The 21186-nt window shown below is 71.3% G+C and carries 20 protein-coding genes and 2 pseudogenes; 7 read left to right on the top strand and 15 right to left on the bottom strand.

All coding sequences use genetic code 11. The annotated features are described in order from the left end of the window. Positions 1-18: 18 nt before the first annotated feature. Entirely contained in the window at positions 19-483 is a 465-nt protein-coding gene (locus tag QM809_RS02755; RefSeq protein ID WP_415044311.1) for an NUDIX hydrolase, read from the bottom strand. 149 nt (positions 484-632) lie between these two features. Here QM809_RS02755 and QM809_RS02760 point away from each other — a divergent pair, with 149 nt between their 5' ends. From QM809_RS02760 to QM809_RS02770, 3 genes are read left to right on the top strand one after another with little or no spacing between them, the layout of a single operon-like run. Beyond that, positions 633-2078 (top strand): hypothetical protein, encoded by a 1446-nt coding sequence (locus QM809_RS02760; RefSeq protein ID WP_415044312.1) that lies wholly within the window; start codon positions 633-635, stop codon positions 2076-2078. Further along, positions 2075-3052 carry a glutamate ABC transporter substrate-binding protein gene (locus QM809_RS02765; protein ID WP_415044313.1) on the top strand — a complete coding sequence of 326 codons (978 nt, stop codon included), beginning with the start codon at positions 2075-2077 and terminating at the stop codon, positions 3050-3052. Before QM809_RS02760 ends, QM809_RS02765 begins: the two co-directional genes overlap by 4 nt. Before the next feature lie 4 nt (positions 3053-3056). After that, entirely contained in the window at positions 3057-5564 is a 2508-nt protein-coding gene (locus tag QM809_RS02770; protein WP_415044314.1) for a tetratricopeptide repeat protein, read from the top strand. A gap of 23 nt (positions 5565-5587) precedes the next feature. Here the strand turns inward: QM809_RS02770 and QM809_RS02775 are convergent, their stop codons facing one another. The 9 genes and pseudogenes from QM809_RS02775 to ssd all read right to left on the bottom strand — a co-directional run bounded on the left by QM809_RS02775 (position 5588) and on the right by ssd (position 11429). Beyond that, positions 5588-5935 (bottom strand): Rv3654c family TadE-like protein, encoded by a 348-nt coding sequence (locus tag QM809_RS02775; protein WP_415046995.1) that lies wholly within the window; start codon positions 5933-5935, stop codon positions 5588-5590. A 10-nt stretch (positions 5936-5945) separates the two neighbouring features. Beyond that, positions 5946-6272 (bottom strand): TadE family type IV pilus minor pilin, encoded by a 327-nt coding sequence (locus QM809_RS02780; RefSeq protein ID WP_415046996.1) that lies wholly within the window; start codon positions 6270-6272, stop codon positions 5946-5948. 41 nt (positions 6273-6313) lie between these two features. Further along, positions 6314-6535 carry a DUF4244 domain-containing protein gene (locus tag QM809_RS02785; protein WP_415044316.1) on the bottom strand — a complete coding sequence of 74 codons (222 nt, stop codon included), beginning with the start codon at positions 6533-6535 and terminating at the stop codon, positions 6314-6316. Between the two features lie 108 nt (positions 6536-6643). Next, the gene (locus tag QM809_RS02790; RefSeq protein WP_415046997.1) at positions 6644-7258 is read right to left on the bottom strand and encodes a TerD family protein; all 615 of its coding nucleotides are present in this window, start codon (positions 7256-7258) and stop codon (positions 6644-6646) included. Positions 7259-7336: 78 nt separating this feature from the next. Then, positions 7337-7801, bottom strand: a pseudogene (locus QM809_RS02795) (TerD family protein); the annotation flags it as partial. Positions 7802-7847: 46 nt separating this feature from the next. Next, complete coding sequence (locus QM809_RS02800) at positions 7848-8453, bottom strand: type II secretion system F family protein (protein WP_415044317.1); 606 nt, start codon at positions 8451-8453, stop codon at positions 7848-7850. After that, positions 8450-9241, bottom strand: a complete 792-nt coding sequence (locus QM809_RS02805; protein WP_415044318.1) for a type II secretion system F family protein — start codon at positions 9239-9241, stop codon at positions 8450-8452. Before QM809_RS02805 ends, QM809_RS02800 begins: the two co-directional genes overlap by 4 nt. Further along, on the bottom strand, positions 9235-10374 hold the full coding sequence (locus QM809_RS02810; RefSeq protein WP_415044319.1) for a TadA family conjugal transfer-associated ATPase: 1140 nt from the start codon (positions 10372-10374) through the stop codon (positions 9235-9237). Before QM809_RS02810 ends, QM809_RS02805 begins: the two co-directional genes overlap by 7 nt. After that, the gene (ssd, locus tag QM809_RS02815) at positions 10371-11429 is read right to left on the bottom strand and encodes a septum site-determining protein Ssd (protein WP_415044320.1); all 1059 of its coding nucleotides are present in this window, start codon (positions 11427-11429) and stop codon (positions 10371-10373) included. Before ssd ends, QM809_RS02810 begins: the two co-directional genes overlap by 4 nt. A gap of 466 nt (positions 11430-11895) precedes the next feature. Here ssd and QM809_RS02820 point away from each other — a divergent pair. Beyond that, positions 11896-12677, top strand: a pseudogene (locus QM809_RS02820) (HAD family hydrolase). A gap of 389 nt (positions 12678-13066) precedes the next feature. Here the strand turns inward: QM809_RS02820 and QM809_RS02825 are convergent. Further along, positions 13067-13813, bottom strand: coding sequence for an oxidoreductase (locus QM809_RS02825; RefSeq protein WP_415044321.1), 747 nt, complete (start codon positions 13811-13813; stop codon positions 13067-13069). Positions 13814-14044: 231 nt separating this feature from the next. Here QM809_RS02825 and acs point away from each other — a divergent pair, with 231 nt between their 5' ends. From acs to QM809_RS02840, 3 genes are all read left to right on the top strand, one after another. Continuing rightward, positions 14045-15985, top strand: coding sequence for an acetate--CoA ligase (acs, locus tag QM809_RS02830; RefSeq protein WP_415044322.1), 1941 nt, complete (start codon positions 14045-14047; stop codon positions 15983-15985). A 150-nt stretch (positions 15986-16135) separates the two neighbouring features. After that, on the top strand, positions 16136-16684 hold the full coding sequence (locus tag QM809_RS02835) for a phage holin family protein (protein WP_415044323.1): 549 nt from the start codon (positions 16136-16138) through the stop codon (positions 16682-16684). A 13-nt stretch (positions 16685-16697) separates the two neighbouring features. Further along, a complete protein-coding gene (locus tag QM809_RS02840) occupies positions 16698-17633 on the top strand; it encodes an alpha/beta fold hydrolase (protein ID WP_415046998.1) in 936 nt (311 codons plus the stop codon). A 72-nt stretch (positions 17634-17705) separates the two neighbouring features. Here the strand turns inward: QM809_RS02840 and QM809_RS02845 are convergent, their stop codons facing one another. Genes QM809_RS02845 through nth form a run of 4 tightly spaced genes read right to left on the bottom strand, consistent with a single transcriptional unit; the run spans position 17706 to position 21071 of the window. After that, the gene (locus tag QM809_RS02845) at positions 17706-18908 is read right to left on the bottom strand and encodes a MarP family serine protease (protein ID WP_415044324.1); all 1203 of its coding nucleotides are present in this window, start codon (positions 18906-18908) and stop codon (positions 17706-17708) included. After that, positions 18905-19696 carry an NUDIX hydrolase gene (locus QM809_RS02850; protein WP_415044325.1) on the bottom strand — a complete coding sequence of 264 codons (792 nt, stop codon included), beginning with the start codon at positions 19694-19696 and terminating at the stop codon, positions 18905-18907. Before QM809_RS02850 ends, QM809_RS02845 begins: the two co-directional genes overlap by 4 nt. Beyond that, positions 19693-20388, bottom strand: a complete 696-nt coding sequence (locus tag QM809_RS02855; protein WP_415044326.1) for a TlpA family protein disulfide reductase — start codon at positions 20386-20388, stop codon at positions 19693-19695. The genes QM809_RS02850 and QM809_RS02855 overlap by 4 nt, the downstream gene beginning before the upstream one ends. Then, the gene (gene nth, locus QM809_RS02860) at positions 20385-21071 is read right to left on the bottom strand and encodes an endonuclease III (protein WP_415046999.1); all 687 of its coding nucleotides are present in this window, start codon (positions 21069-21071) and stop codon (positions 20385-20387) included. Before nth ends, QM809_RS02855 begins: the two co-directional genes overlap by 4 nt. Positions 21072-21186: the final 115 nt, after the last annotated feature.

Genomic DNA, 21186 nt, shown 5'->3' on the forward strand with positions numbered 1-21186 from the left:
GCCCGGGTCCGGGTTCGCTCAGCGCAGGCGGCGACGCAGTTCCGGCCAGGCGCGCCCGAAACCCGGGTGCAGCGGCAGGTCGTCGACCTGCGCCTCGGGCACCCAGCGGAGTTCGACCGACTCGCCGTTCGCGGTGGTCGCCACCGGCTCGGGGACGCGCGCGATCACCGTCGTGTAGGTCCAGCCGCTGACCGCTTCGTGGGTCACCGAGTCTTCGAGGACCTCCAGTTGCGCCCGGTCCAGACCGGCTTCCTCGTTCGCCTCGCGGACCGCGGCGTCCACCGCCGACTCGTGGGAGTCGCGGGCGCCGCCGGGCAGCCCCCACGTCCCGCCCTGGTGCGACCAGACCGCGCGGTGCTGCAGCAGCACACCGATGCCGCCGTCGTCCATCCGCGTGCAGACCAGCAGCCCGGCCGCCCCGAAACGCCCCCAATACCGAGCGCCGTCGGGATCGAAGACCCACCCGTCGCCATCACCGCGCACCGCCGACCTCCCGCCGTACCGCCGGGAAACCGGCCGCACGGACCCGCACCGGTGGACATACACACCTTGTCGAATCTCTACGGTACCGGGTGCACACATGTCACACAGGTTTCCCTACTAGGGTGAAATCACGACAGGAGGGCTTGCTCGTGTGCGCGCAAAGGTCGACGGTACGCAGTGCGCTGACGCATGCCGGTCGGAACGTCCTCCCCGAGTCCACGCAGGCCAATCCGCGGCTGCGCCAGGTGATCGCCGACCGTCGCGCGATCGCCGCACTGACCCGTGAACGGGCCCGCTCGCCGATCTCCGCGTTCAAATTCTATGCACTCACCACCCCGGGGAAACTGGTCGTGGTGATGCTGGCGATGGTGCTCGCGTGCCTGCTCACCGGCTGGTATTCGTCGGAGGTCCTCAACCACCGCAGCCAGACCCTCGAGTCCCTCATCGATCGGAGCGAGCCGCTGGCCGAATCGGCCGAGGTGCTCTACAGTTCGCTGTCCGTGGCCGACGCCGCCGCGAACTCCGCGTTCATCTCCGGCGGCCGGGAATCCCCCGAACTGCGCAAGCTGTACGCCGACGCGATCGCCAGTTCGGGGACCTCGCTGGTCGCCTCCGCCGACGGCGGCGGCCTCGCCGCGATGACCGGCCCCGCCGCAGGGATCTCCGTGCGCGAAGACCTCGACACGATGGCCGTGCACATCCCCGTCTACACCGGCGTGATCGAGACCGCACGCACCAACAACCGGCTCGGGAACCCGGTCGGCTCGGCCTACCTGGTGCAGGCCTCCGGGCTGATGCAGGAGAGCATCCTCCCGGCGGCCCAACGCCTCTACGACCAGCGGTCCGCGGCGATCTCCGAACCGCAGCGCACCCTGACCGTCCCGCCGTGGGGCGTGTACGTCGCGCTGTTCGCCACCATCGCCATGATCTCCGCGAGCGGCCGCTACCTGGCACGACGGACCCGGCGGCATTTCAACCTGGGCGTCATCGCCTCGCTCGCCGCGCTGGGCCTGGGCACGCTCTGGCTGCTGGTCACCGGCCTCACCTCGGTGGCGGCCGCGAACACCGCGAAGGACTCCGGCGCCGAACCGCTCCACGATCTGACGACCATGCGGATCCTCACCCAGCAGGCCCGCTCCGCGGAGACCCTCAGCCTGGTCCGGCGCTCCGACCCCGGCCAGCTCGACCGCACCTTCAACACCGCGGTCGGCCAGATCCGCAACAAGACCGAGGCGCTGCTCTCCGAACACGGCGGCGACCCCGGCATGACCGAACCGCTGCGCCGGGTGCAGCAGTCCGTCGCCCGCTGGGACCGGGCCCACCAGGAGGTGAGCGATCGGCTGGCGGCGGGCGACTTCGTCTCCGCCCGCGCCCTCACCATCGGCACCGGCGACATCAGCACCGCCACCGGCTACACGCAGGTCAACGATTCGCTCCTGGAGGCCATCGAGGAGACGCGCGCGACGTTCCGGGACAACATCCACAGCGCCCAGCAGCTGCTCGGCTACACCGGCACCGGCATCGGCTGGTTCTGTGTGCTGGCGGCGATCGCGATCGCCGCCGGGCTGGTCCCGAGGATCGGCGAGTACCGATGATCCTGCGCCGTCTCACCGCATTCGTCGTCGGCGTGGTCGTCGTCCTGCTCCTCGCCGGGTGCACCATGCAGGAGTTGGCCGCCAACAAACCGCCGACGACCACCGCCGATCTGCCCACGCCGCCGGGGGCGTCGTTCGGCGCGCCGGCCCGCGAAGGGGTGGACGCGACCTCCTGCAATGCCACGCTCAGTCTGCGGCCGCCCGCGCAGATGCCCGAACCCGGCAGGATGCCCCCGCGCTCCACCATGGAGCGCATCGCCTCCCGCGGCCGCCTGGTGGTCGGCACCGACATCGGCAGCAACCCGCTGAGTTTCCGCGATCCGATCTCCGGCGACATCGAGGGGTTCGACGTCGATGTCGCCGTCTGGATCTCCCGGGCCATCTTCGGCGACACCCGCATCGAGTACCGGATCCTCTCGACCGGCGACCGGGTCACCGCGCTGCAGAAGGGCGACGTCGACATCGTGGTCAAGTCGATGAGCATCACCTGCAGCCGCCGTGAATCCGTCGACTTCTCGGCGCCGTACTTCGTCGCCTATCAGCGGGTGCTGACCTACCGGAACTCGGGCATCGAGAACGTCGCGGGCCTCGCCGGGAAATCGGTGTGCGCGACCCGCAACGCCACCTCGATCACCCGGGTGCAGAATCGGGTCCCGACCGCGAAGATCGTCACCACCAACACCTGGGCCGACTGCCTGGTGATGATGCAGCAGGGCCGGGTCGACGCGATCGCCGGCGACGGCCCGATCCTGGTCGGTATCGTCGCGCAGGATCCGTGGGTCCGGATCGTCGGCGACCCCATCGGCGTGGAGTACTACGGCGTCGGACTCCCGCTCGGCGAGACGGATCTGGTCCGCTTCGTCAACGGGGTGCTCGAACAGCGTCGCGCCGACGGCAGCTGGCAGAACGCCTACGACGACTGGCTCTCCGGGCTCGGCCCCGCCGCCCCGCCACCGACCGCCTACCGGGACTGACCTGATGACCTCCACCGCGCACCCCGACCCGGACGGCCCCGACACCGGACCCTGCGAGGTCGGCGACCCGGACCTCGACACCGCCGCATCGATACGGCCCGAACCGGTCACCGTCGGCACCGTCCGCACGCAGGCCGCGATGCCGTCGTTCGACGACGACTATCCGGGCACCGAGGCCACCCCGATGTCGTTCTTCGACGACGAGGACGAGCCCGTCACCCAGGCCACCCAGGCCTCTCCGCAGGGGCAGGCCGACGTGTCCGGCCCGTCGGGACCGTACTTCGAGGATCCGGCGAACACTCGGCTCAAACCGCGCAAGGGCCCGCCCGCCGTGCACGACCGCAGGCTCGGCAGCGACCTGGTGCAGCTGCCCGACGTGCACGACATCGACCCCTCCGACGCGGTGCTGGCCAATCCGATCATCGTCGAGGGCAAACGCTTCTGCTGGAAGTGCGGCCGCCCCGTGGGCCGGACCTCCGGGATCGGGGAGGGTCCGCTCACCGGGTACTGCCCGAGTTGCGGATCCCGCTACTCGTTCGTCCCCGGGCTCCAGCGCGGCACGATGGTGGCCGACCAGTACGAGATCGCCGGCGCCATCGCGCACGGCGGAATGGGCTGGATCTACCTGGCCGTGGACCACAACGTGTCCGACCGTCCGGTGGTGCTCAAGGGCCTGCTGAACTCGTCGGACTCGGCGGCGCGGGCCGTCGCGATCGCCGAGCGCCAGTTCCTGGCGTCGGTCAACGATCCCGGCATCGTCAAGATCTACAACTTCGTCGAGTACACCGACGACGAGGACCGCCAGCTCGGCTACATCGTGATGGAGTACGTGGGCGGCCACACGCTCAAACAGCTCACCACCGGGCCGAAGGGCGCGAAGATCAACCTGCCGATCGAGCAGGCGATGGCCTATCTCCTCGAGGTGCTCTCGGCGGTCGGCTACCTGCACTCCCTCGGGCTGGTCTACAACGACGTCAAACCGGACAACATCATGATCACCGGCGACGAGGTGAAGCTGATCGACCTCGGCGCGGTCTCGGCGATCAACGGCTACGGCCACCTCTACGGCACCCCCGGGTATCAGGCCCCGGAGATCGTGAAGACCGGACCGCAGGTGGTCACCGACATCTACAGCATCGGCCGCACCCTGGCCGCGCTCACGCTCGATCTGCCGATGGAGCAGGGCCGCTACGTCGACGGCCTGCCGGATCCGGAGACCACCGAGCTCTTCGTCGAGAACCCGTCATACTACTACCTCCTGCAGCGGGCCACCGCGACCGACCCGGACGAGCGTTTCCAGTCGACCGAGGAGATGACGACGCAGGTCCTCGCGGTGCTGCGTGAGACCGTCGCCCTGCACACCGGTGTCCCGCGGCCGGCGATGTCGAAGATCTTCACCCCGCAGCGCTCCACCTTCGGCACCAACCTGATCCTGGCGCCGATCGACGGGTTCTTCGATCAGAGCGAGGCCGCGATGCCCGATCCCGCCGACATCACGCGGGCGTTGCCGGTGCCGCTGGTGGATCCGGAGGATCCGGCGGCCGGGCTCCTCAGTTCGGCCGCGCTCAGCTATCCGCGCCAGGTGCTCGACACCATCAAGGCGGCGCGCAGCGAGGGGTTCCCCGGACTGGCCCGGAACGACGACGCCGGGACCCCCGCACCGGCCGATCCCGAGCATCCGTCGGCGGAGATCGATCTGGCCGAGGCCCGCGCCCACCTGGAGCTCGGGAATCTGGACATCGCCCAGCGTCTGCTGCAGGAGGTGGTCGAGAATCACGGCGACTCGTGGCGGGTCCAGTGGTATCTGGGGATCTGCGCCCTGCAGGACGGTGCGGCCGAACTGGCCTACGAGCGTTTCCACACCGTGCACGAGGCGATGCCCGGCGAGGTGGCGCCGAAGCTCGCCGTGGCGGGCACCGCCGAACTGATCGGGTACTGGCAGTCCGTGCAGGAGGGTCTGAGCAACGACCAGGTGGCCCAGATCGAGCACTGGTACGACATCGCGCGGCACCACTACCACGACCTGTGGTTGACCGATCATTCCGTCGTGACCGCGGCGTTCGGCCTGGCCCGCATGCTGATCGCCGACGACCGGCACCTGGAGGCGATCGAACCGCTCGACGAGGTGCCCACCACGAGCCGCCACTACGGCGTCGCGCAGGAGAGCGCGATCCTCTGTCTGGTGCACGGCCGCCCGCCCGGCGAGATCCAGCGTGACGAGCTCTTCGAGGCCGCCGAACGCCTGCAGCGGGTGACCGACGAGGACGGTCGGCTGCGTCGACTGCAGCTGATCGTGCTCGGCTCCACCCTCGGCTGGATCGACATGCACCCCGAAGAGGCCGAGTCCGACGACCCGCCGGACTTCCTCGGCTTCCCCTTCACCGAACACGGTCTGCGGGCCGGCACCGAACGCTCGCTGCGGGAGCTGGCCCGGCGGACCCGGGACAATCGGGCCCACCGCTTCCTGCTGGTGGATCTGGCCAATCTGGTCCGCCCGGCGACCCTGTTCTGAGTTCGAGACGCCCCACGCTGCGTTCACGGTCCGGCCCGGGCTTGGGCGGTGGCGTCCCGGATGCCCCAGCGGCCCAGTCGTACCCGCACCTGCACGGTCACCAGGACGTCCCGGCCGAGCACCTCGCACCGGGTGACCCGCGGCGTTCCCTCCTGCCGTTCGGCGAGTGCTCTGGCCTGCGCGCACGGGTCGCCGTCGGCCAACAGGCGCACCTGCGCGGCGGCCAGCGCCGACAGGTCCGCGGAGTGCTGGGCGCGGTGCCGGGCCGCCACCGCGCTCCCGACCGCGAGGATCGCGATCAGCAGCGCGGCGAGGCCCGCGACGGTGAGGGCGGCCGTCACCGTCGCCGAGCCGTTCTCGTCATGTCCCAGCCGCCGACGCTCATCCGTCTTCGGCCGCGCCGTAGTCCGGTTCCTTGGCGGCCACGCTGCGCGCGGACACGTCGAGCAGCGGAACCAGCGGCAGCCGGGCGACGACCCGTGCCACCACGTGGTCGCCCTCCTGATGCACCTCGATCCGCGCCCCGTGCGGCGCCACCCGGGCGCCCACCGCCGCCGCCGACGTGTCGCCGGCGGCGGCGAGCCGGGCGACCTCACGGGCCGCATCGGTGCAGCGGAGGTGGGCGGTGATCCCGCCGATCACCCCGACGCACAAGACTACGAACGCCGCGAGTGCCGCCAGCGCATAGGCGGCCTCGACGGTGGCCATCCCGGTCTCGTCCCCCGCAAGCCGTCGCCACCATCTCGGGCTCATCCCACCGTCGTGGTGAGGGCTCGGCTGATGATCGACGTCAACGCGTTCACCACGTTGTCGCCGCTGATCACCGTGTACAGGATCGCGCCGAACGCCGCGGCCGCGATGGTCCCGATGGCGTACTCGGCCGTCGACATCCCGGCGTCGTCGTCCACCAGACGACGCGCCTGCGCCTCCACCCGATCGAGCAGTCCCCCTCCGACATGCTTCCGATTCATGATCTCCCCCTCTGTTCGACGTCCCACGGTTCGCCGTGAAACACGGTTGTCAGGGTTTAGACGCAGCGGAGCACCGTCCGGTTCCCCGACACGCCGGGAGACGACGCGTTACTTCCGGCCGGCCTGCCATTTCAGGCCCCACCGGTACGCCTTGGACACCTCGGCCTGACTGCCGTCGATGTAGCGGACCTCGCGCTGCACCGAGAGCTCTCCGCGCTGCACGGTGAGCAGGGCGATCGCGCACGACCGCGCCCGCGGGTTCGAGTCGTCCAGGCGCACCTCCACCTCCGGACCGCCCGGCGGATACATCGTCACCACGCCGTCGGCCGCAGCCCAGTTCGGGGTTCCGCTGTAGATGTAGGCGAAGATCAGGATCTTCGCGAAGTCGTCGATGTGCGCCAGGTTGATGTGCAGGTTCTCGCCGCCCTTCGCCGCACCGGATCGGTCGTCGGCGTCCAACCGGATGAACGGCGGCTTGTCCAGGTTCCCGAACGTCCCGCCGAGCGCCTGGACCACGCCCTTCTCCCCGCTCTTCAGCTTGTACAGGCAGGCCAGATCGAGGTCCACCCGTTTGCCGACGCCGAAGAGGCCGCGTTGTCCCTGCGTCCAGTTCAGGTTGACCCGCATCGACCCGGTCGGGCGATCCGCCGACTTCGCCAGGGAGACGTTCGGGGCCTCCTTGGTCAGCGAGATCTTCCGTGGGGGCAGCGGTGCGGCCGGCACCGGATTCGTCTGCGATACGACCGGAGCCGGTGCCGTGGGTTCCGGCGGATCGACCGTCACCCCGTGCTCGGTCAGCAGCGCCACCAGACCCGCATCCCACCCGGCGCTGACGTTGCGGACCTTCCAGGCGCCGCCGCGCCGATAGACCTCGGCGAGCACCGCCGCCCGTTCGCTGGACAGTCCGGCGGCCGGGCAGTGGATCTCGCCTAGCCGGGCCCCGAGGCCGCCGACCGACGCCAGCGAGCCGGCCGCGGCGTCGTCGAGCGCCACCGCCAGCCGGACGACGGTGACCCGATCGGGGAGCCGCGCCAGGTCGATCACGAGACTGTCGGGGCCGGTGAGGACGATCGCCCCCTCCGGCGATCTCGGACTGTTGAAGAAGACGAGGTCGGCGTCGTCGCGTACCCGATGGTCGTCGGACAGTTGGAGCGCGAAGAGATCGACGGTGCCCGGCGTGACACCGGTGACGGAGACCGCCAACGCTCCGCCGCCGGGTGGGGTTCCTGGGATCGGGGTGTTCTGCCCGCGGGCGAGTGAGGTCACGTCGACGATTCTGACAGAGCCCTCGCCCTGAAACCGCGCGAAACACTCAAAGATCGCCCAGCATCCCTCCCGACAGCCCCACGACGACGGGCACGATCCCCAGGCATACGAACGCGGGCAGGAAACACAGTCCGAGCGGCCCGCTGATGGTGACGCCGGCCCGCTCGGCCCGCGCCAGGGCCTCGGTCTGCGCCTGCTCGCGCGTCGCCTCGGCCAGCGCCGCCACCCCATCCGCCAACGACGACCCCGCCCGCGAGGCCCGCCGCGCCAGCGTCGCGAGTTCGGCGAATCTGTCGTCCTGCGGCATCGCCGAATCCAGCGCCCAGGCCTTCTCCGGCACGGCCCCGAGGGCGAGCAGTTCCGCGGCACGTCGCAGCCCCTCGGCGAGCACTCCCGGCGCGTGCTCGGCGGCCACCGCCGCGGACGTCGCCACCGGCAGTCCCGCGCGCAGGCAGACCGCGAACAGGTCGTAGGCTGCGGCCGTCTCGAACGGGTCGGCCGCCGCGACCCTGCTCCGCAACCAGCGCGGCTCGCCGTCGAGCCGCCAGGGGCTCCCCGACCGCGGCTGTTCCGGCACCACCCGGGCCAGCGCGGACCCGGGGCCCGGCCAGATCAGGCAGGCCGCGGCGACGAGCACCGCCGCGGCGATCATCGCAGCACCTTCGCCACGATCGCGTCCGACCACAGCATCCCCGCCGCGGCCAGTCCCGTCCCGATCACCAGCAGTATCGAACCGAACGACGACCCCAACAGCACCCCGACCGGCCCCGCGCCCATCATCTCGCCCAGCCCGAGCCCCAGCACCGGAAGACCGGCGAGCACCGTCGCGGTGGCCCGCGGCCCCGCCATCCCGGCCTCGGTGCGCTCACCGAACTCCCGGCGTTGCACCAGGTCGCGCCGGAGCGCCTCCAGCAGCGCGGCCATCGGCAGTCCGTTCCGCACCGAGATCGACCACGCGTCACCGACCCGGCGCAGTCCGGGCACCGTGTCGTCGATCGTCGCCGAGCCGACCTCGCCGCCGAGTTCCACCCGGGCCGCGATCCGCCCGAGTTCGGCTGCCACCTCCGGGTGCCGCCCGGCCACCTCCTGCGCCGCCGCCCGGCAGGCACCGACCATCGGCGCCCCGACCGAGAGTTCGGCGGACATCACCGACAGCGCCCGGATCAGCGCCTCGGAATGCGTCACGACCGTGCTCCGCGCCCGGCTCCGTCGTCGTCGAGCCAGCACCAGCGCGGCGACGATCCCCGCCGCGATCCCGGGCCCGATCCCCACCGTCGCCGTCGTCAGTGCCACCCCCGCCGCGACGGTGGGCCCGACCGGCAGCCGGACGGCCCCGGCCGCCGCGTCGCCGGTCAGCCGCCGGAGCCTGCGGGCCGCGTCGTGCGACGGCCACACCAGCAGCGCCACGGCGCCCAGCACCGAGGCCGCCGCGGTCAGCACCGGGCCTCCGTTCCACCGTCGCGAGTCCAGACCGGACGGATCCGGACTGTGCCCGCCCCCGACCTCTCCACCGCGCCGATCTCGGCGAGCCCGCGGGTGCCGTCGGCGCGTCGTTCCACCCCGAACACCACGTCGAGCGCGGCGGCGAGCTGACTGTGCAGAGCCGTCTGGGTCATGCCGCCGAGCGCCGCGAGCGCCTCCATCCGGGCGGGCACCTCGGCCACGGAGTTCGCGTGCAATGTGCCCGCGCAGCCCTCGTGCCCGGTGTTGAGGGCCGTCAACAGGTCGATCACCTCGGCGCCGCGCACCTCCCCCACCACGATCCGGTCCGGCCGCATCCGGAGGGCCTGACGCACCAGCGCCCGCACCGAGACCTCGCCGATCCCCTCCACGTTCGGCGCCCGCGCCACCAGCCGGACCACGTGCGGATGGCGCGGATCCAGTTCGGGGGCGTCCTCGACGATCAGCAGCCGCTCCCCCGGATCCACCCGCCCCAGCAGTGCGTTCAGCAGCGTCGTCTTTCCGGCTCCGGTCCCTCCGACCACCAGGAACGCACGACGCCGGGCGATCACGTCGAGGATCAGCTCCCGCGCCCGGAGCGGGATGCCGCCGGCGGCGACCAGCGCATCGAAGTCCTTCGCGGCGCTGCGCAGCACCCGCAACGAGATACAGGTCCCGTCCAGCGCGAGGGGCGGGATCATCGCGTGCAACCGCACCGCGTACCCGTGCCTGCCCACCCCGGAGAGCCGCCCGTCGACCCAGGGCTGGGCGTCGTCGAGTCGCCGCCCGGCCCCCAAGGCCAACCGCACGGCGAGTCGCCGGACGCTCGACTCGTCGTCGAACGTCACCCCCGTCGGTTCCAGTCCCGCGCCCCGTTCCACCCAGACCCGCTCCGGTCCGACGACGAGGATGTCGGTCACCGCGGGATCGGCCAGCAGCCCCTCCAGCGGACCGGCCCCGACCAGTTCGGTCTGCAGATAGCGCAGGGCCGCCAACAGGTCGGTGTCCGAGAGCAGGCCGCCGGACTCGGTCCGCACCGCGTCGGCGATGGTCTCGGCATCCGGGTCCACCGACCGGGCGGCGAGCCGCTCCCGCACCCGTTCCAGCAGTTCGGCGTTCCGCTCGACGCTCATCGTCGTGCTCCGCGCACCCGCGCCAGCTCGCCCAGCACGGTCTCCGCGGCCCGGGCCTCCGATCCCCGGGGCGAATCCCGCAGCCCGCCGTCGTCGCATCGCCGCCGGAGCGCCTTGCGCGAGCGCATCCCGGCCAGCAGCGGCAGCCCGATCGCCTCGGCCACCTGGACGTCGCTCAGCCCGCCGGGGGCCGGACCCCGCACCACCAGCCCCGACTCCCCGCCGAGCGCGCACCGCGACACCAGCTTCCGCGTCGCCGCCACGCCGGGCACCGTCGCCCGGGTCACGACCACGCTCAGGTCCGCGGAGTCGAGCACTCCCGCGGCCGAGGGATCCATCGCCCGTCCGACGTCGACGATCACCGTCTGCCCGTCCGTACGCGCCGCATCCAGCACCGCCAGCGCGGTCTCGGCCGAGAGCGGGGCGCCGTCGTCGCGGCTCCTGGTCAGGAACGCCAGCCGTCCGCCGAGACGGGGCAGCGCCGCCGACAGCGCCTGCCGATGGATGCTCCCCGTCTCCCCGGCCACCTCGTCCCAGCGCAGCCCGGACACCTCCTCGGCGCCCAGCAGCAGATCCAGTCCGGCGCCGGCGGGCTCGGCGTCGAGCAGCAGCACCGCCGCCCCCGACCGCGCCGCCGACAGCCCGAGGACCGCGGCGAACGTGCTGGTCCCGGCACCCCCGTGACCACCGACGACGGCGAGGACCGGCGCCGCCGAACGGTGCGGGCGCCGCAGGCCCGACATCGCCGCGGTCAGGCCCGCTTCGTCGTCGGGCAGCACGTAGCCGCCCTGCGCGCCGGCCGCCAGACCGGCCCGCCACGCCGACTGATCCGCCGCCGATGCCGCCACCACCAGCACCCCGCTCCGGGCGGGCAGCGCGAGGGCCGCCAGCGCCTCCAGCGCCGCGCCGTCGGCCACCACCGCGCCGGCGCGCAGCCAGTCGCGCCGGCAGGTGGCCGGATCGCCGCGCACCGTCGTGTATCCGGCGGCCGCACCGCAGCGCACGACCGCGTCGTGCAGGACGGCGTCGGTGAGGACCAGCAGCATCTCGCTCATGCGCCGATGATCGGCGCACCGGCGCCGACACACCAGTGCGTCGTCCACAGGCGAACCCTTCGGCACGAGTCGTCCACAAATGCGGCGCAGGGTCTTGAAATCGGGTGCCGACTGTGCAGCGAGACCGGGAGCGTCGACCCGACGAGGCGGCCGGTTCGAGAAGACCGCAGCGGATCGGGGAACGACGGACCGTGGAGATAGCGATGACCCCGGCCAGGGGGGAGGAGGCCGGGGTCATCTGCTTTCAACCCCGGGGGTCGGGTTGAAAGCACCGGCCTGAGCCGGACACTGCCAAACTACCTCCGGATCACCGAATCCCGCAACTCTTCCGGAGGATCCGGAAACGAATCGGAATCCACCATTTCCCGGGTTCGCCGACACCGGCCGAATCGCGGGCCGTAACGTCGCTGTCGTGGCAGTGACTGCACCCACCCGTTCGGCGGCGTTCTTCGACCTGGACAAGACCGTGATCGCCAGATCCAGCGCGCTCGCCTTCACCCGACACTTCTACGACGGCGGACTGCTGAGCAAGCGCGGCATGCTGCGCTCGGCGATCGCGCAACTCCAGTTCCTGCTCACCTCCGACCACACCGACCAGGTCGAGAAGATGCGCAGACACGTCACCGAGATGTCCGCGGGCTGGGAGGCCGCGACCGTCCGGTCGATCGTCTCCGAGACGCTCGACGACGTGGTGCGCCCGGTGATCTTCCACGAGGCCGCCGCCCTCATCGCCGAACACAAGGCGGCCGGCCGCGACATCATCCTGGTGTCGGCATCGGCATCGAGATGGTCGAACCGATCGGCGAACTGCTCGGCGCCGACATCGTGCGCGCCACCGTGATGAAGGTGATCGACGGACGCTACTCCGGCGAGATCGACTTCTACTGCTACGGCGAGCAGAAGGCCGTCGCCATGCGCGAGCTGGCCGCCGAGAACGGTTACGACCTCGCCGACTGCTACGCCTACTCCGATTCCAGCACCGACATCCCGATGCTGGAGGCCGCGGGACATCGGGCGGTGGTCAACCCGGACAAGGCGTTACGGACCTACGCCGCCGAACACGACTGGGAGATCCTCGACTTCCCCAACCCCGCTCCCCTGGTGGACTGGTCGGATTCGACGACGCGCGGCTGGACCGCCGCCGCGGCCGGCGTCGGGGTGGTCGCGGCGGTCGCCGTGGCCTACGGGATCGCCCACCTGCGGCACCGGACCGACGGGCCGTCCGACGCCGGACACGCCGCGGCCTGACGTCTTTCCGAAACGCTTGATGTGACTCGCATCACGTGGTAGAAAATAACCACGGAACGCCGGAAGGCAAAGTCCGGATCGGAAGAGAAGATCCGAACTCCCGGAAGGTCGTTCCCAGCACGGGCGGCAAGCACCCACGCGGAGCGCGCCGCATTGGCAGAAGCGTTGTGCGCCTGCGACATCGAGGACACGAGACGTCACGTCCGTGACCACCTTCCCTCGCCGAGGCGATCTCACAACCCACCTTGCACGCTTGGTAACTTGCGTCCGTGCTCGCGGGCGGCACCTGCCACCGGTTCACCGGTGCGGGGGCCGCCCGCATTATTACGCGGTGGTCGTGGTCTCGACTCCGCTCGACCAGCGAGAAGAAACTCGACCGGAGAGATCGGTTATCGGGCGGCGTCGGCGATCGACCGCGCCTCCGCCGCCCCCGACGCCATCCCCTGACAGCAGAGGACGATCCAGTCGGCCAGCGCAAGCGGATCCCCCGTCGCGAAACTCGCCGAGCTCTCGCGGTAGTCGCCCAGCCGACGCAGCCACGTCACCTCGGGCACGCCCAGCAGATGCGGATCGAGCCCGGTCGCCGCCGACACCAGCCGCGACGCCCCGCGGGCCACCACGGCGTTGGCCTCCTCGAACGGCGCGAGCACCAGCAGTTCGCCGTGCACCACCGCGGCGAGCACCGCGGCCGGCACGGAGGTGGCGCCGGTGATCAGCTGCCCGAGGAAGTCGAGGCGCTGCGCGATGTGCGGCTCCTCGCGCGGACGACCGAGCCGGGACTCCGGCACCAGTTCGGCCGCGGCGAGCGCGTGCAGCCGCGCGAGCGACTGCATCGGCGCCCGACGGAAGACGGCCACCTCCCGGTCCAGCGAGTCCGGATCCATCGCCTGGGCGACGCGGATGGCGCCGGACATCACCGGATCGTCGAAGTCGTGCTCACGATTGAGTTCGGTGGTCGCCCCCTCCATCGCCGCCGAACTGCGGCCGCCCCGCCACGACGACTCCCGCGAGGTCTTGTCCCAGCCGCGCAGGTTCACCGGATGCCGGTGCACCGCCGCGAGCGCCTCCCCGGCCTCCTCGGCGGCGGCCGCCACACCGGGCAGATCGAGCAGGGGCGCCAGCGGATCAGAAGTCACGCGTCCACAGTAGTGCCCGCCGTCGACCCGGCCTCCGGCACACGGGCATCCACCGACCGCAGCCGATCGACCGCTCACCGCGCGCATCGCACCCGCAACCTACGCGCCGTTACGCTCATCACACGAGGTGACTACGCTCACATCCAGAAGTCATGGAGTGCCGCGCCACCCGACGATCGTCGTCGACGCACCACCCCCGACAGTCCTGTTCGCACCACCGAAAGGCAGCCCATGTCCACCACCGACCAGGTCTATCCCCCGTCAGCGGAGTTCGCCGCCCAGGCCAACGCCGACGAGGCGATGTACGCCCGCGCCGACGCCGATCCCGAGGAGTTCTGGGCGGAGCAGGCACGACGGCTCGACTGGGCCACGCCCTTCACCGGCGTCCTCGACTGGTCGGATGCGCCGTTCGCCAAGTGGTTCGGCGGCGGCGAGCTGAACGTCGCCGTCAACTGCGTCGACCGGCACGTCGCCGCGGGCAAGGGCGACCGCGTCGCGATCCACTGGGTCGGCGAGCCCGGCGACTCCCGCGACATCACCTACCGCGAGCTCAAGGACGAGGTCAGCCGCGCGGCGAACTACTTCTCCGCGGTCGGTCTGACGGCCGGCGACCGCGTGGCGATCTACATGCCGATGGTCCCCGAGGCCATCATCTCGATGCTCGCGTGCGCCCGCCTCGGCCTCACCCACTCGGTGGTCTTCGCCGGCTTCTCCGCCGCCGCCCTGCGCTCCCGCGTCGACGACGCCGAGGCCAAGATGGTCGTCACCACCGACGGCCAGTTCCGCCGCGGACAGCCCGCCGAACTCAAGACGCAGGTCGACGAGGCCCTGGGCACCGGCGACGACGCCGCACCGTCCGTCGAGAAGGTCCTCGTGGTCCGCCGGACGAACCACGACGAGAACCTGCCGTGGGTCGAAGGCCGCGACGTCTGGTGGGAGGACACCGTCGCCGAGCAGTCTCCCGAGCACGAGGCCGAGGCGTTCGACGCCGAGCACCCGCTGTTCCTGCTCTACACCTCCGGCACCACCGGCAAGCCCAAGGGCATCGTCCACACCTCCGGCGGCTACCTGACCCAGGCGTCGTACACCTTCCACAACGTCTTCGACCACAAGGAGGGCCGCGACGTCTTCTGGTGCACCGCCGACATCGGCTGGGTCACCGGCCACTCGTACATCGTCTACGGCCCGCTCTCCAACGGCGCCACCGAGGTGATCTACGAGGGCACCCCGAACTCCCCCGACGAGCACCGCCACTTCCAGATCATCGAGAAGTACGGCGTCACCACCTACTACACCGCGCCGACCCTGATCCGCACCTTCATGAAGTGGGGCCGGGCCGTCCCCGACGCCCACGACCTGAGCTCGCTGCGCCTGCTCGGCAGCGTCGGCGAGCCGATCAACCCGGAGGCCTGGCGCTGGTACCACGAGGTCATCGGCGGCGGCCGCTGCCCGATCGTCGACACCTGGTGGCAGACCGAGACCGGCGCCATCATGGTGGCCCCGCTGCCCGGCGTCACCGCGTGCAAGCCGGGGTCGGCGATGCGTCCGCTGCCCGGCATCAGCGCGAACATCGTCGACGACAACGGCAACCCGCTGCCGAAGGGCGAACAGGGCTACCTGGTCCTGGACCGCCCGTGGCCGGGCATGCTGCGCGGCATTTGGGGCGACGAACAGCGGTTCAAGGACACCTACTGGTCCCGCTACGCCGAGCAGGGCTGGTACTTCGCCGGCGACGGCGCCCGGTACGACGAGGACGGCGCGCTGTGGGTGCTCGGCCGCGTCGACGACGTGATGAACGTGTCCGGCCACCGCATCTCCACCGCCGAGGTGGAGTCGGCGCTCGTCGCCCACCCGGCCGTCGCCGAGGCCGCCGTGATCGGCGCCGCCGACGAGACCACCGGTCAGGGCATCGTCGCCTTCGTGATCCTGCTGGAGGGCGCCGAGAACAGCGGCGACGCCCTGATCGCCGAGATGCGCAACCAGGTGGCGGTGGACATCTCCCCGATCGCCAAGCCGCGGGAGATCAACATCGTGCCCGAACTGCCCAAGACCCGGTCCGGCAAGATCATGCGCCGCCTGCTCAAGGACGTCGCCGAGGGCCGCGAACTCGGCGACACCTCGACCCTGGTCGACCCGTCCGTCTTCGAGGCGATCCGCGCCAAGCGCGCCTGAGAGCACACCGGTTCGGCCGGGATCCCACCCCGTCACGACGACGGGATCCCGGCCGTTCCGCACCCGGCCGAACCGATCTGTCCCGCTCGCTACGCTCCCGGCGACCGGCATGGCAACATAAGGTCCGATACCCGAACGCAAGGAGAATTCGTGAGCGGCAATCAGGACACCTGGCCCGGCGGGCCCGAGAACCCCCCGCAGGTGCCGTCGATCCCGATGTCCGATGCGAACCTCGGACCCGACGGTCAGCCCACCTTCGGCAATCTCGTCAAGGACGCCACCGCCAGCGCGTCGGCGCTGTTCCGCGCCGAGGTCCAGCTGGCCAAGGCCGAGCTCATCGGCGAGGCGAAGAAGGCCGGCGCCGGCACCGGTCTGATCGTCCTGTCCGGGGTGCTCCTGCTGTACGCGAGCCTCTTCTTCTTCGTCTTCCTCGGTTTCCTGCTCGACGTCTGGCTCTCCACCTGGCTGGCGTTCCTCATCGTCTTCCTGCTGCTCATGGTCATTGCGATCACCGGCATCCTCGTCGCCTACATCCTCTTCAAACGGCTCCGGAAACCGGAGAAGACCATCGATTCGGTCAACGAGCTGTCCACCCTGGTGCCGGGGAAGAGCGACACCGCCCCGGCCGGCGGTTACGCGCACCCGCAGATCCCTCCGGCGAACGTCCCGCCGAGCAGCTATCCGTCGAAGCGGAGCTGACGCCCTGGCCACCCTGTCGGGTTCCCCTGATGCCACGGAGGTCCGGTTCGACGGCCCGTGGCATCACTTCGACATCCGCGCGAACGGTCTCCGCTTCCACGCGGTGGAGACCGTCGCCGGGTCGATCGCGGACCGCCCGCTGGTCCTGTTCCTGCACGGTTTCGGCGAGTTCTGGTGGAGTTGGCGCCACCAGCTCGGCGCGCTGACCGACGCCGGTTACCGCACCGTCGCCGTCGACCTGCGCGGCTACGGCGACTCCGACAAGCCGCCGCGCGGCTACGACGGCTGGACGCTGGCCGGCGACACCCATGCGCTGGTCCGCGCTCTCGGCCACACCCAGGCCACGCTGGTGGGCCACGCCGACGGCGGCCTGGTGTGCTGGGCCACCGCGACCCTCCACCCGAGGTCCGTCGCGCGGATCGCGGTCCTGGCCTCCCCGCACCCGCGAGCGCTCCGCCGGTCGATGTTCACCAACGGCCCCGAACGACGCGCCTTCCTCGTGCCCTTCCTGCACGACCAGGTCCCCCGGATCGGCGAACGACGCCTCACCCGCGACGACGGCGCCCACCTCGACGAGTACTTCCGCGCACACGCCGGATCCGCCTGGCGGCAGACCCCCGACTTCGCCGAGTCCGTCGCCCGCAACCGGCTCGCGATCCAGATCCCCGGTGTGGCCCACTGCAGCCTGGAGTACCGCCGCTGGGCGTTCCGCTCGCAGTTCCGGGGCGACGGCCGCCGCTTCATGCACCTGATGAACAAGCGACTGCACATCCCGGTCCTGGCCGCCCGCGGCCGCGCGGACGACTACATCCTCGACTCGGTGATGTCGGCCAGCAGGCACTGGGCCTCCGACTTCGACTACCGGGTGATCCCCGCCGCCGGCCACTTCGTCCACGAGGAGAACCCGACCGCGGTCAACGCCGCGCTGCTCAAGCTCCTCGATCGCTGACGACGCCCGCCCCGGAGGCGGAGACCTCCCCGCGGCGCGCCCCGCCCCCGACCGGTCACCCGGCCCGGCGCCTCACCGGGTCACGCAGCTCGACGTCGACGCCTCCCGGCTCCGCTGCTCCGATGCGGTCACGTCGCTGCTCACCTGTTCGGCGGTCAGCACGAAGCCGGTGTCCTCCGCGACGTCCTCCGACGCCCCGAAGACCACGCCGAGCACCTCCCCCTCCGGGGAGATCATCGGGCCGCCGGAATTGCCCGAGCGCACCGTGCCGCGCACCGTGTACACCTGGCGACGGACCTTCTCCGGGCTCTGGTAGATGTCCGGTCCCACCAGGTTGACGGTGTTGCGGACCCGGACCGGCGTCACCGTGAACGGCCCGTCCTCGGGGTACCCGAGGACGATCGCGTCGGCCCCGGTGCCCGCCGCGTCGCCGGCGAAGTCGAGCGGTCGTGCGGTCAGCCCGGGGACGTCGAGCACCGCGACGTCGGCGCGGGCGTTGTACCAGACCACCTTCGCCTCCAGACTCCGTCCGTTCGGGGTCCGGATCGAGACCTCGCTCGAACCCGCCACGACGTGCGCGTTGGTCATCACCCGCTCCGGTGCGAACACGAAACCGGAGCCCTCCAGCGACTGCCCGCAGTCGGGGGAGAGCGCGTAGATCTTCAGTACGCTCGGGCGGACCCGCCGGATCACCGACGACGTGTCGAGCCGATGGTTCGGCGGAGCGACCTGCGCCACCTCGGTCTCGCCGAAGGGACTGATCACCTGTTTGAGGCCGGAGCTGTCGAGCAGCGCGGTGAACTCGCCGGGGAGGTCGCGCATCCACTGCGGCGCCACCGCGTCGACGGCCCCGATCACGCGGGAACCGTCGACCGCCCGGGAGAACTCCCCCTGCGACGACTCCCGGATCGGGATGGCCACCAGCCAGGCCGCGATCAGGATCGCGAAGAACTGGAAACACGCCCCGATCAGGCTGTCCACCCGCCTCAGGCGCAAGGAGTGAAGACCGCTCCGCATCGCGCGGCCCACCACCATGCCGGACACCTCGCCGATCACCACCAGCGCCACCAGCACCAGGAGCGCGACCAGCACGCGCAGTCGCGGATCGTCGATCAGCGTGACCACGTGCGGGACCAGCAGGATCCCCGCGATCACCCCGATCACCACGCCGATGAAGGCCATCGCCGACGCGGCGGCGCCCTGCCGGTACCCGCTGGCACCGGCGAGCACCGCGATCGCCACGACGATCACTTCGACCCAGACCGAACCGCTCATGAGCGGTCCGCCGCGTCGTCGGTCGGGAAGCCGGAGACCTGGCGACCGCCGGTCTCGGCGATCATCTGCTCCAGCGGCCGGACGTCGTCGGTGTCCCACGGCACGTCCCAGCCCGCGGTCTGGCTGATCGCCGCCAGCAGTCCGCCGGTGAAGCCCCAGACCAGCATGCCGTCGTACAGGAAGGCCGGACCCTTGTAGGCGGTGATCCCGGAGATCGCCCGGCGGACCTGGAAGCGGTGCTCGGGCGAGAGCAGTTCCCGCAGGTTCACCCGCACCACGCGGGCCGTCTCGCCCTCGTCCACCACGCCGACGGCGCTGGGGACCGGCTCGTGCCCGATCACCGGGGTCACCTCGAATCCCGACGGCACCGGGAAGGCCGGCAGGTTGGCCAGCAGCCGCACCCCGTCCGAGTGCAGGCCGGTCTCCTCGCGGGCCTCGCGCATCGCGGTGCCCACCGGGTAGTCGTCACCCGGGTCGCGGCTGCCGCCGGGGAAGGCGATCTGGCCGCTGTGGGTCCGCATGGTGGCGGCCCGCTCGGTGAGCAGGACGTCGGCGTCGGCGGGCAGTCCGCCCGGATGGTCGAGCGCGGCCTCGAACGAGCCTCCGAACAGGACCAGCACGGCCGCCGCGCGCTGCGCCCGGAAGGTCGCGGCCCAGCGCGCGCGGTCGCCGCCGCGCCGCAGCACGGCCTCGTTCACCGCCGCCGGATCGTCGGTCACCCCGCGCAGCCACGGCGGGATCGCCGACCGTTCCACCAGCGGTCCCACATAGGTCGGTTCACGCTTCACGAGACGTCCACCCCCAGTTCCTTCTCCACCACGGAGGCGAGGTCGTCGTACGAGTCGAAGACCCGCGGCAGTGTCGCGGCGACGGTGCCGTCGGCGCGGAGCAGCAGGGTCGACGGGAACACGCGCGGCGCGGCGAGCGCGGCCGCGACCGAGCCGTCGACGTCGGTGACGGTCGGGAGTCGCACGCCCACCTCGGTGAGGAACTTCAAGATCGCGTAGGGCTTGGCGCCGCCGTCGCGCGCGTGCACGGCGAGGACGTCGAGCCGGTCCCCGGCCCGCTCGCTCAGTTCGGCGAACAGCGGAAGCTCCCGACGGCACGGCAGGCACCACACGGCCCACAGGTTGATCACGGTCGGCCGCCCCGCGGTCGCGGCGCCCAGATCCACCCGTTCCCCGTCCGCCAGGCACAGCGCGGACACGTTCTTCAACGCGGCTCCGCCGGGCACGGGTGCGGTGCTCCGCGGGCACGGCGGCAACGCAGCCTCCGTCCGGGCCTGCGCCAGCATGCTCGCCGGGACCGCCTCGTCGGTCACCCCGCGCGTCGACGACGGCGGCCCGCCGCCCGCGGTGTCCGCGGCGCCGTCACGCGGCCAGAGCGCGTAGATCAGCGCGACCATCACCACGACGAACACGATCATCGCGCGGACCGACGACGATGCGAGCATCGTCTTCACGGTGGCGCCGCTTCTCATCGTTCCATCCCGACCAGTGCGAGCAGATGCTCGGTCTCCGGGCCCTTCACCAGGGCCGCCGCCTCTTCCGGTCCGGTGGGCCCGGTCCCGTACGACGGGCAGTCCTTCGCCAGGGTGCACACCCCGCACGCGGGTTTGCGCGCATGGCAGATCCGCCGCCCGTGAAAGATGATCCGGTGCGAGAGGTCGGTGTACTCCTTGCGCGGGAACAGCTCGGCCACCACGCGCTCGACCTTCACCGGGTCCTCCTCCGCGGTCCACTCCCAGCGGCGCACCAGGCGCCCGAAGTGCGTGTCCACGGTGAGTCCGGGCACCCCGAACGCGTTCCCGAGCACCACGTTCGCGGTCTTCCGGCCGAACCCGGGCAGCGTCACCAGGTCTTCGAGACGACGGGGTACCTCGCCGTCGTACCGCTCCACCAGCGCCCGACCGAGCCCGATGATCGAGTTCGCCTTGTTCCGGTAGAAACCGGTGCTGCGGATCATCTCCTCCAGCTCGGTGCGATCGGCGCCCGCGTAGTCGGCGGCGGTGCGGTAGCGGGCGAACAGCGCGGGGGTCACCTGGTTCACCCGGACGTCGGTGCACTGCGCCGAGAGGATGGTCGCCACCGAGAGCTCCAGCGGATCGGTGAAGTCGAGTTCGCAGTAGACCTCGGGGAACTCCACCTGCAGGGCCCGGTTCATCCGCCGGGCACGACGGACCAACCCCAGGTGCGTCTCCGGCGTCCGTCGCTTCACACCGGACCACGTTACCGATACCGGCGGCCGCAGCACGCTTCGCAGCCGCAGGTCACAAGTC

Source organism: Gordonia sp. (in: high G+C Gram-positive bacteria), assembly GCF_047600385.1.
GTDB lineage: Bacteria > Actinomycetota > Actinomycetes > Mycobacteriales > Mycobacteriaceae > Gordonia.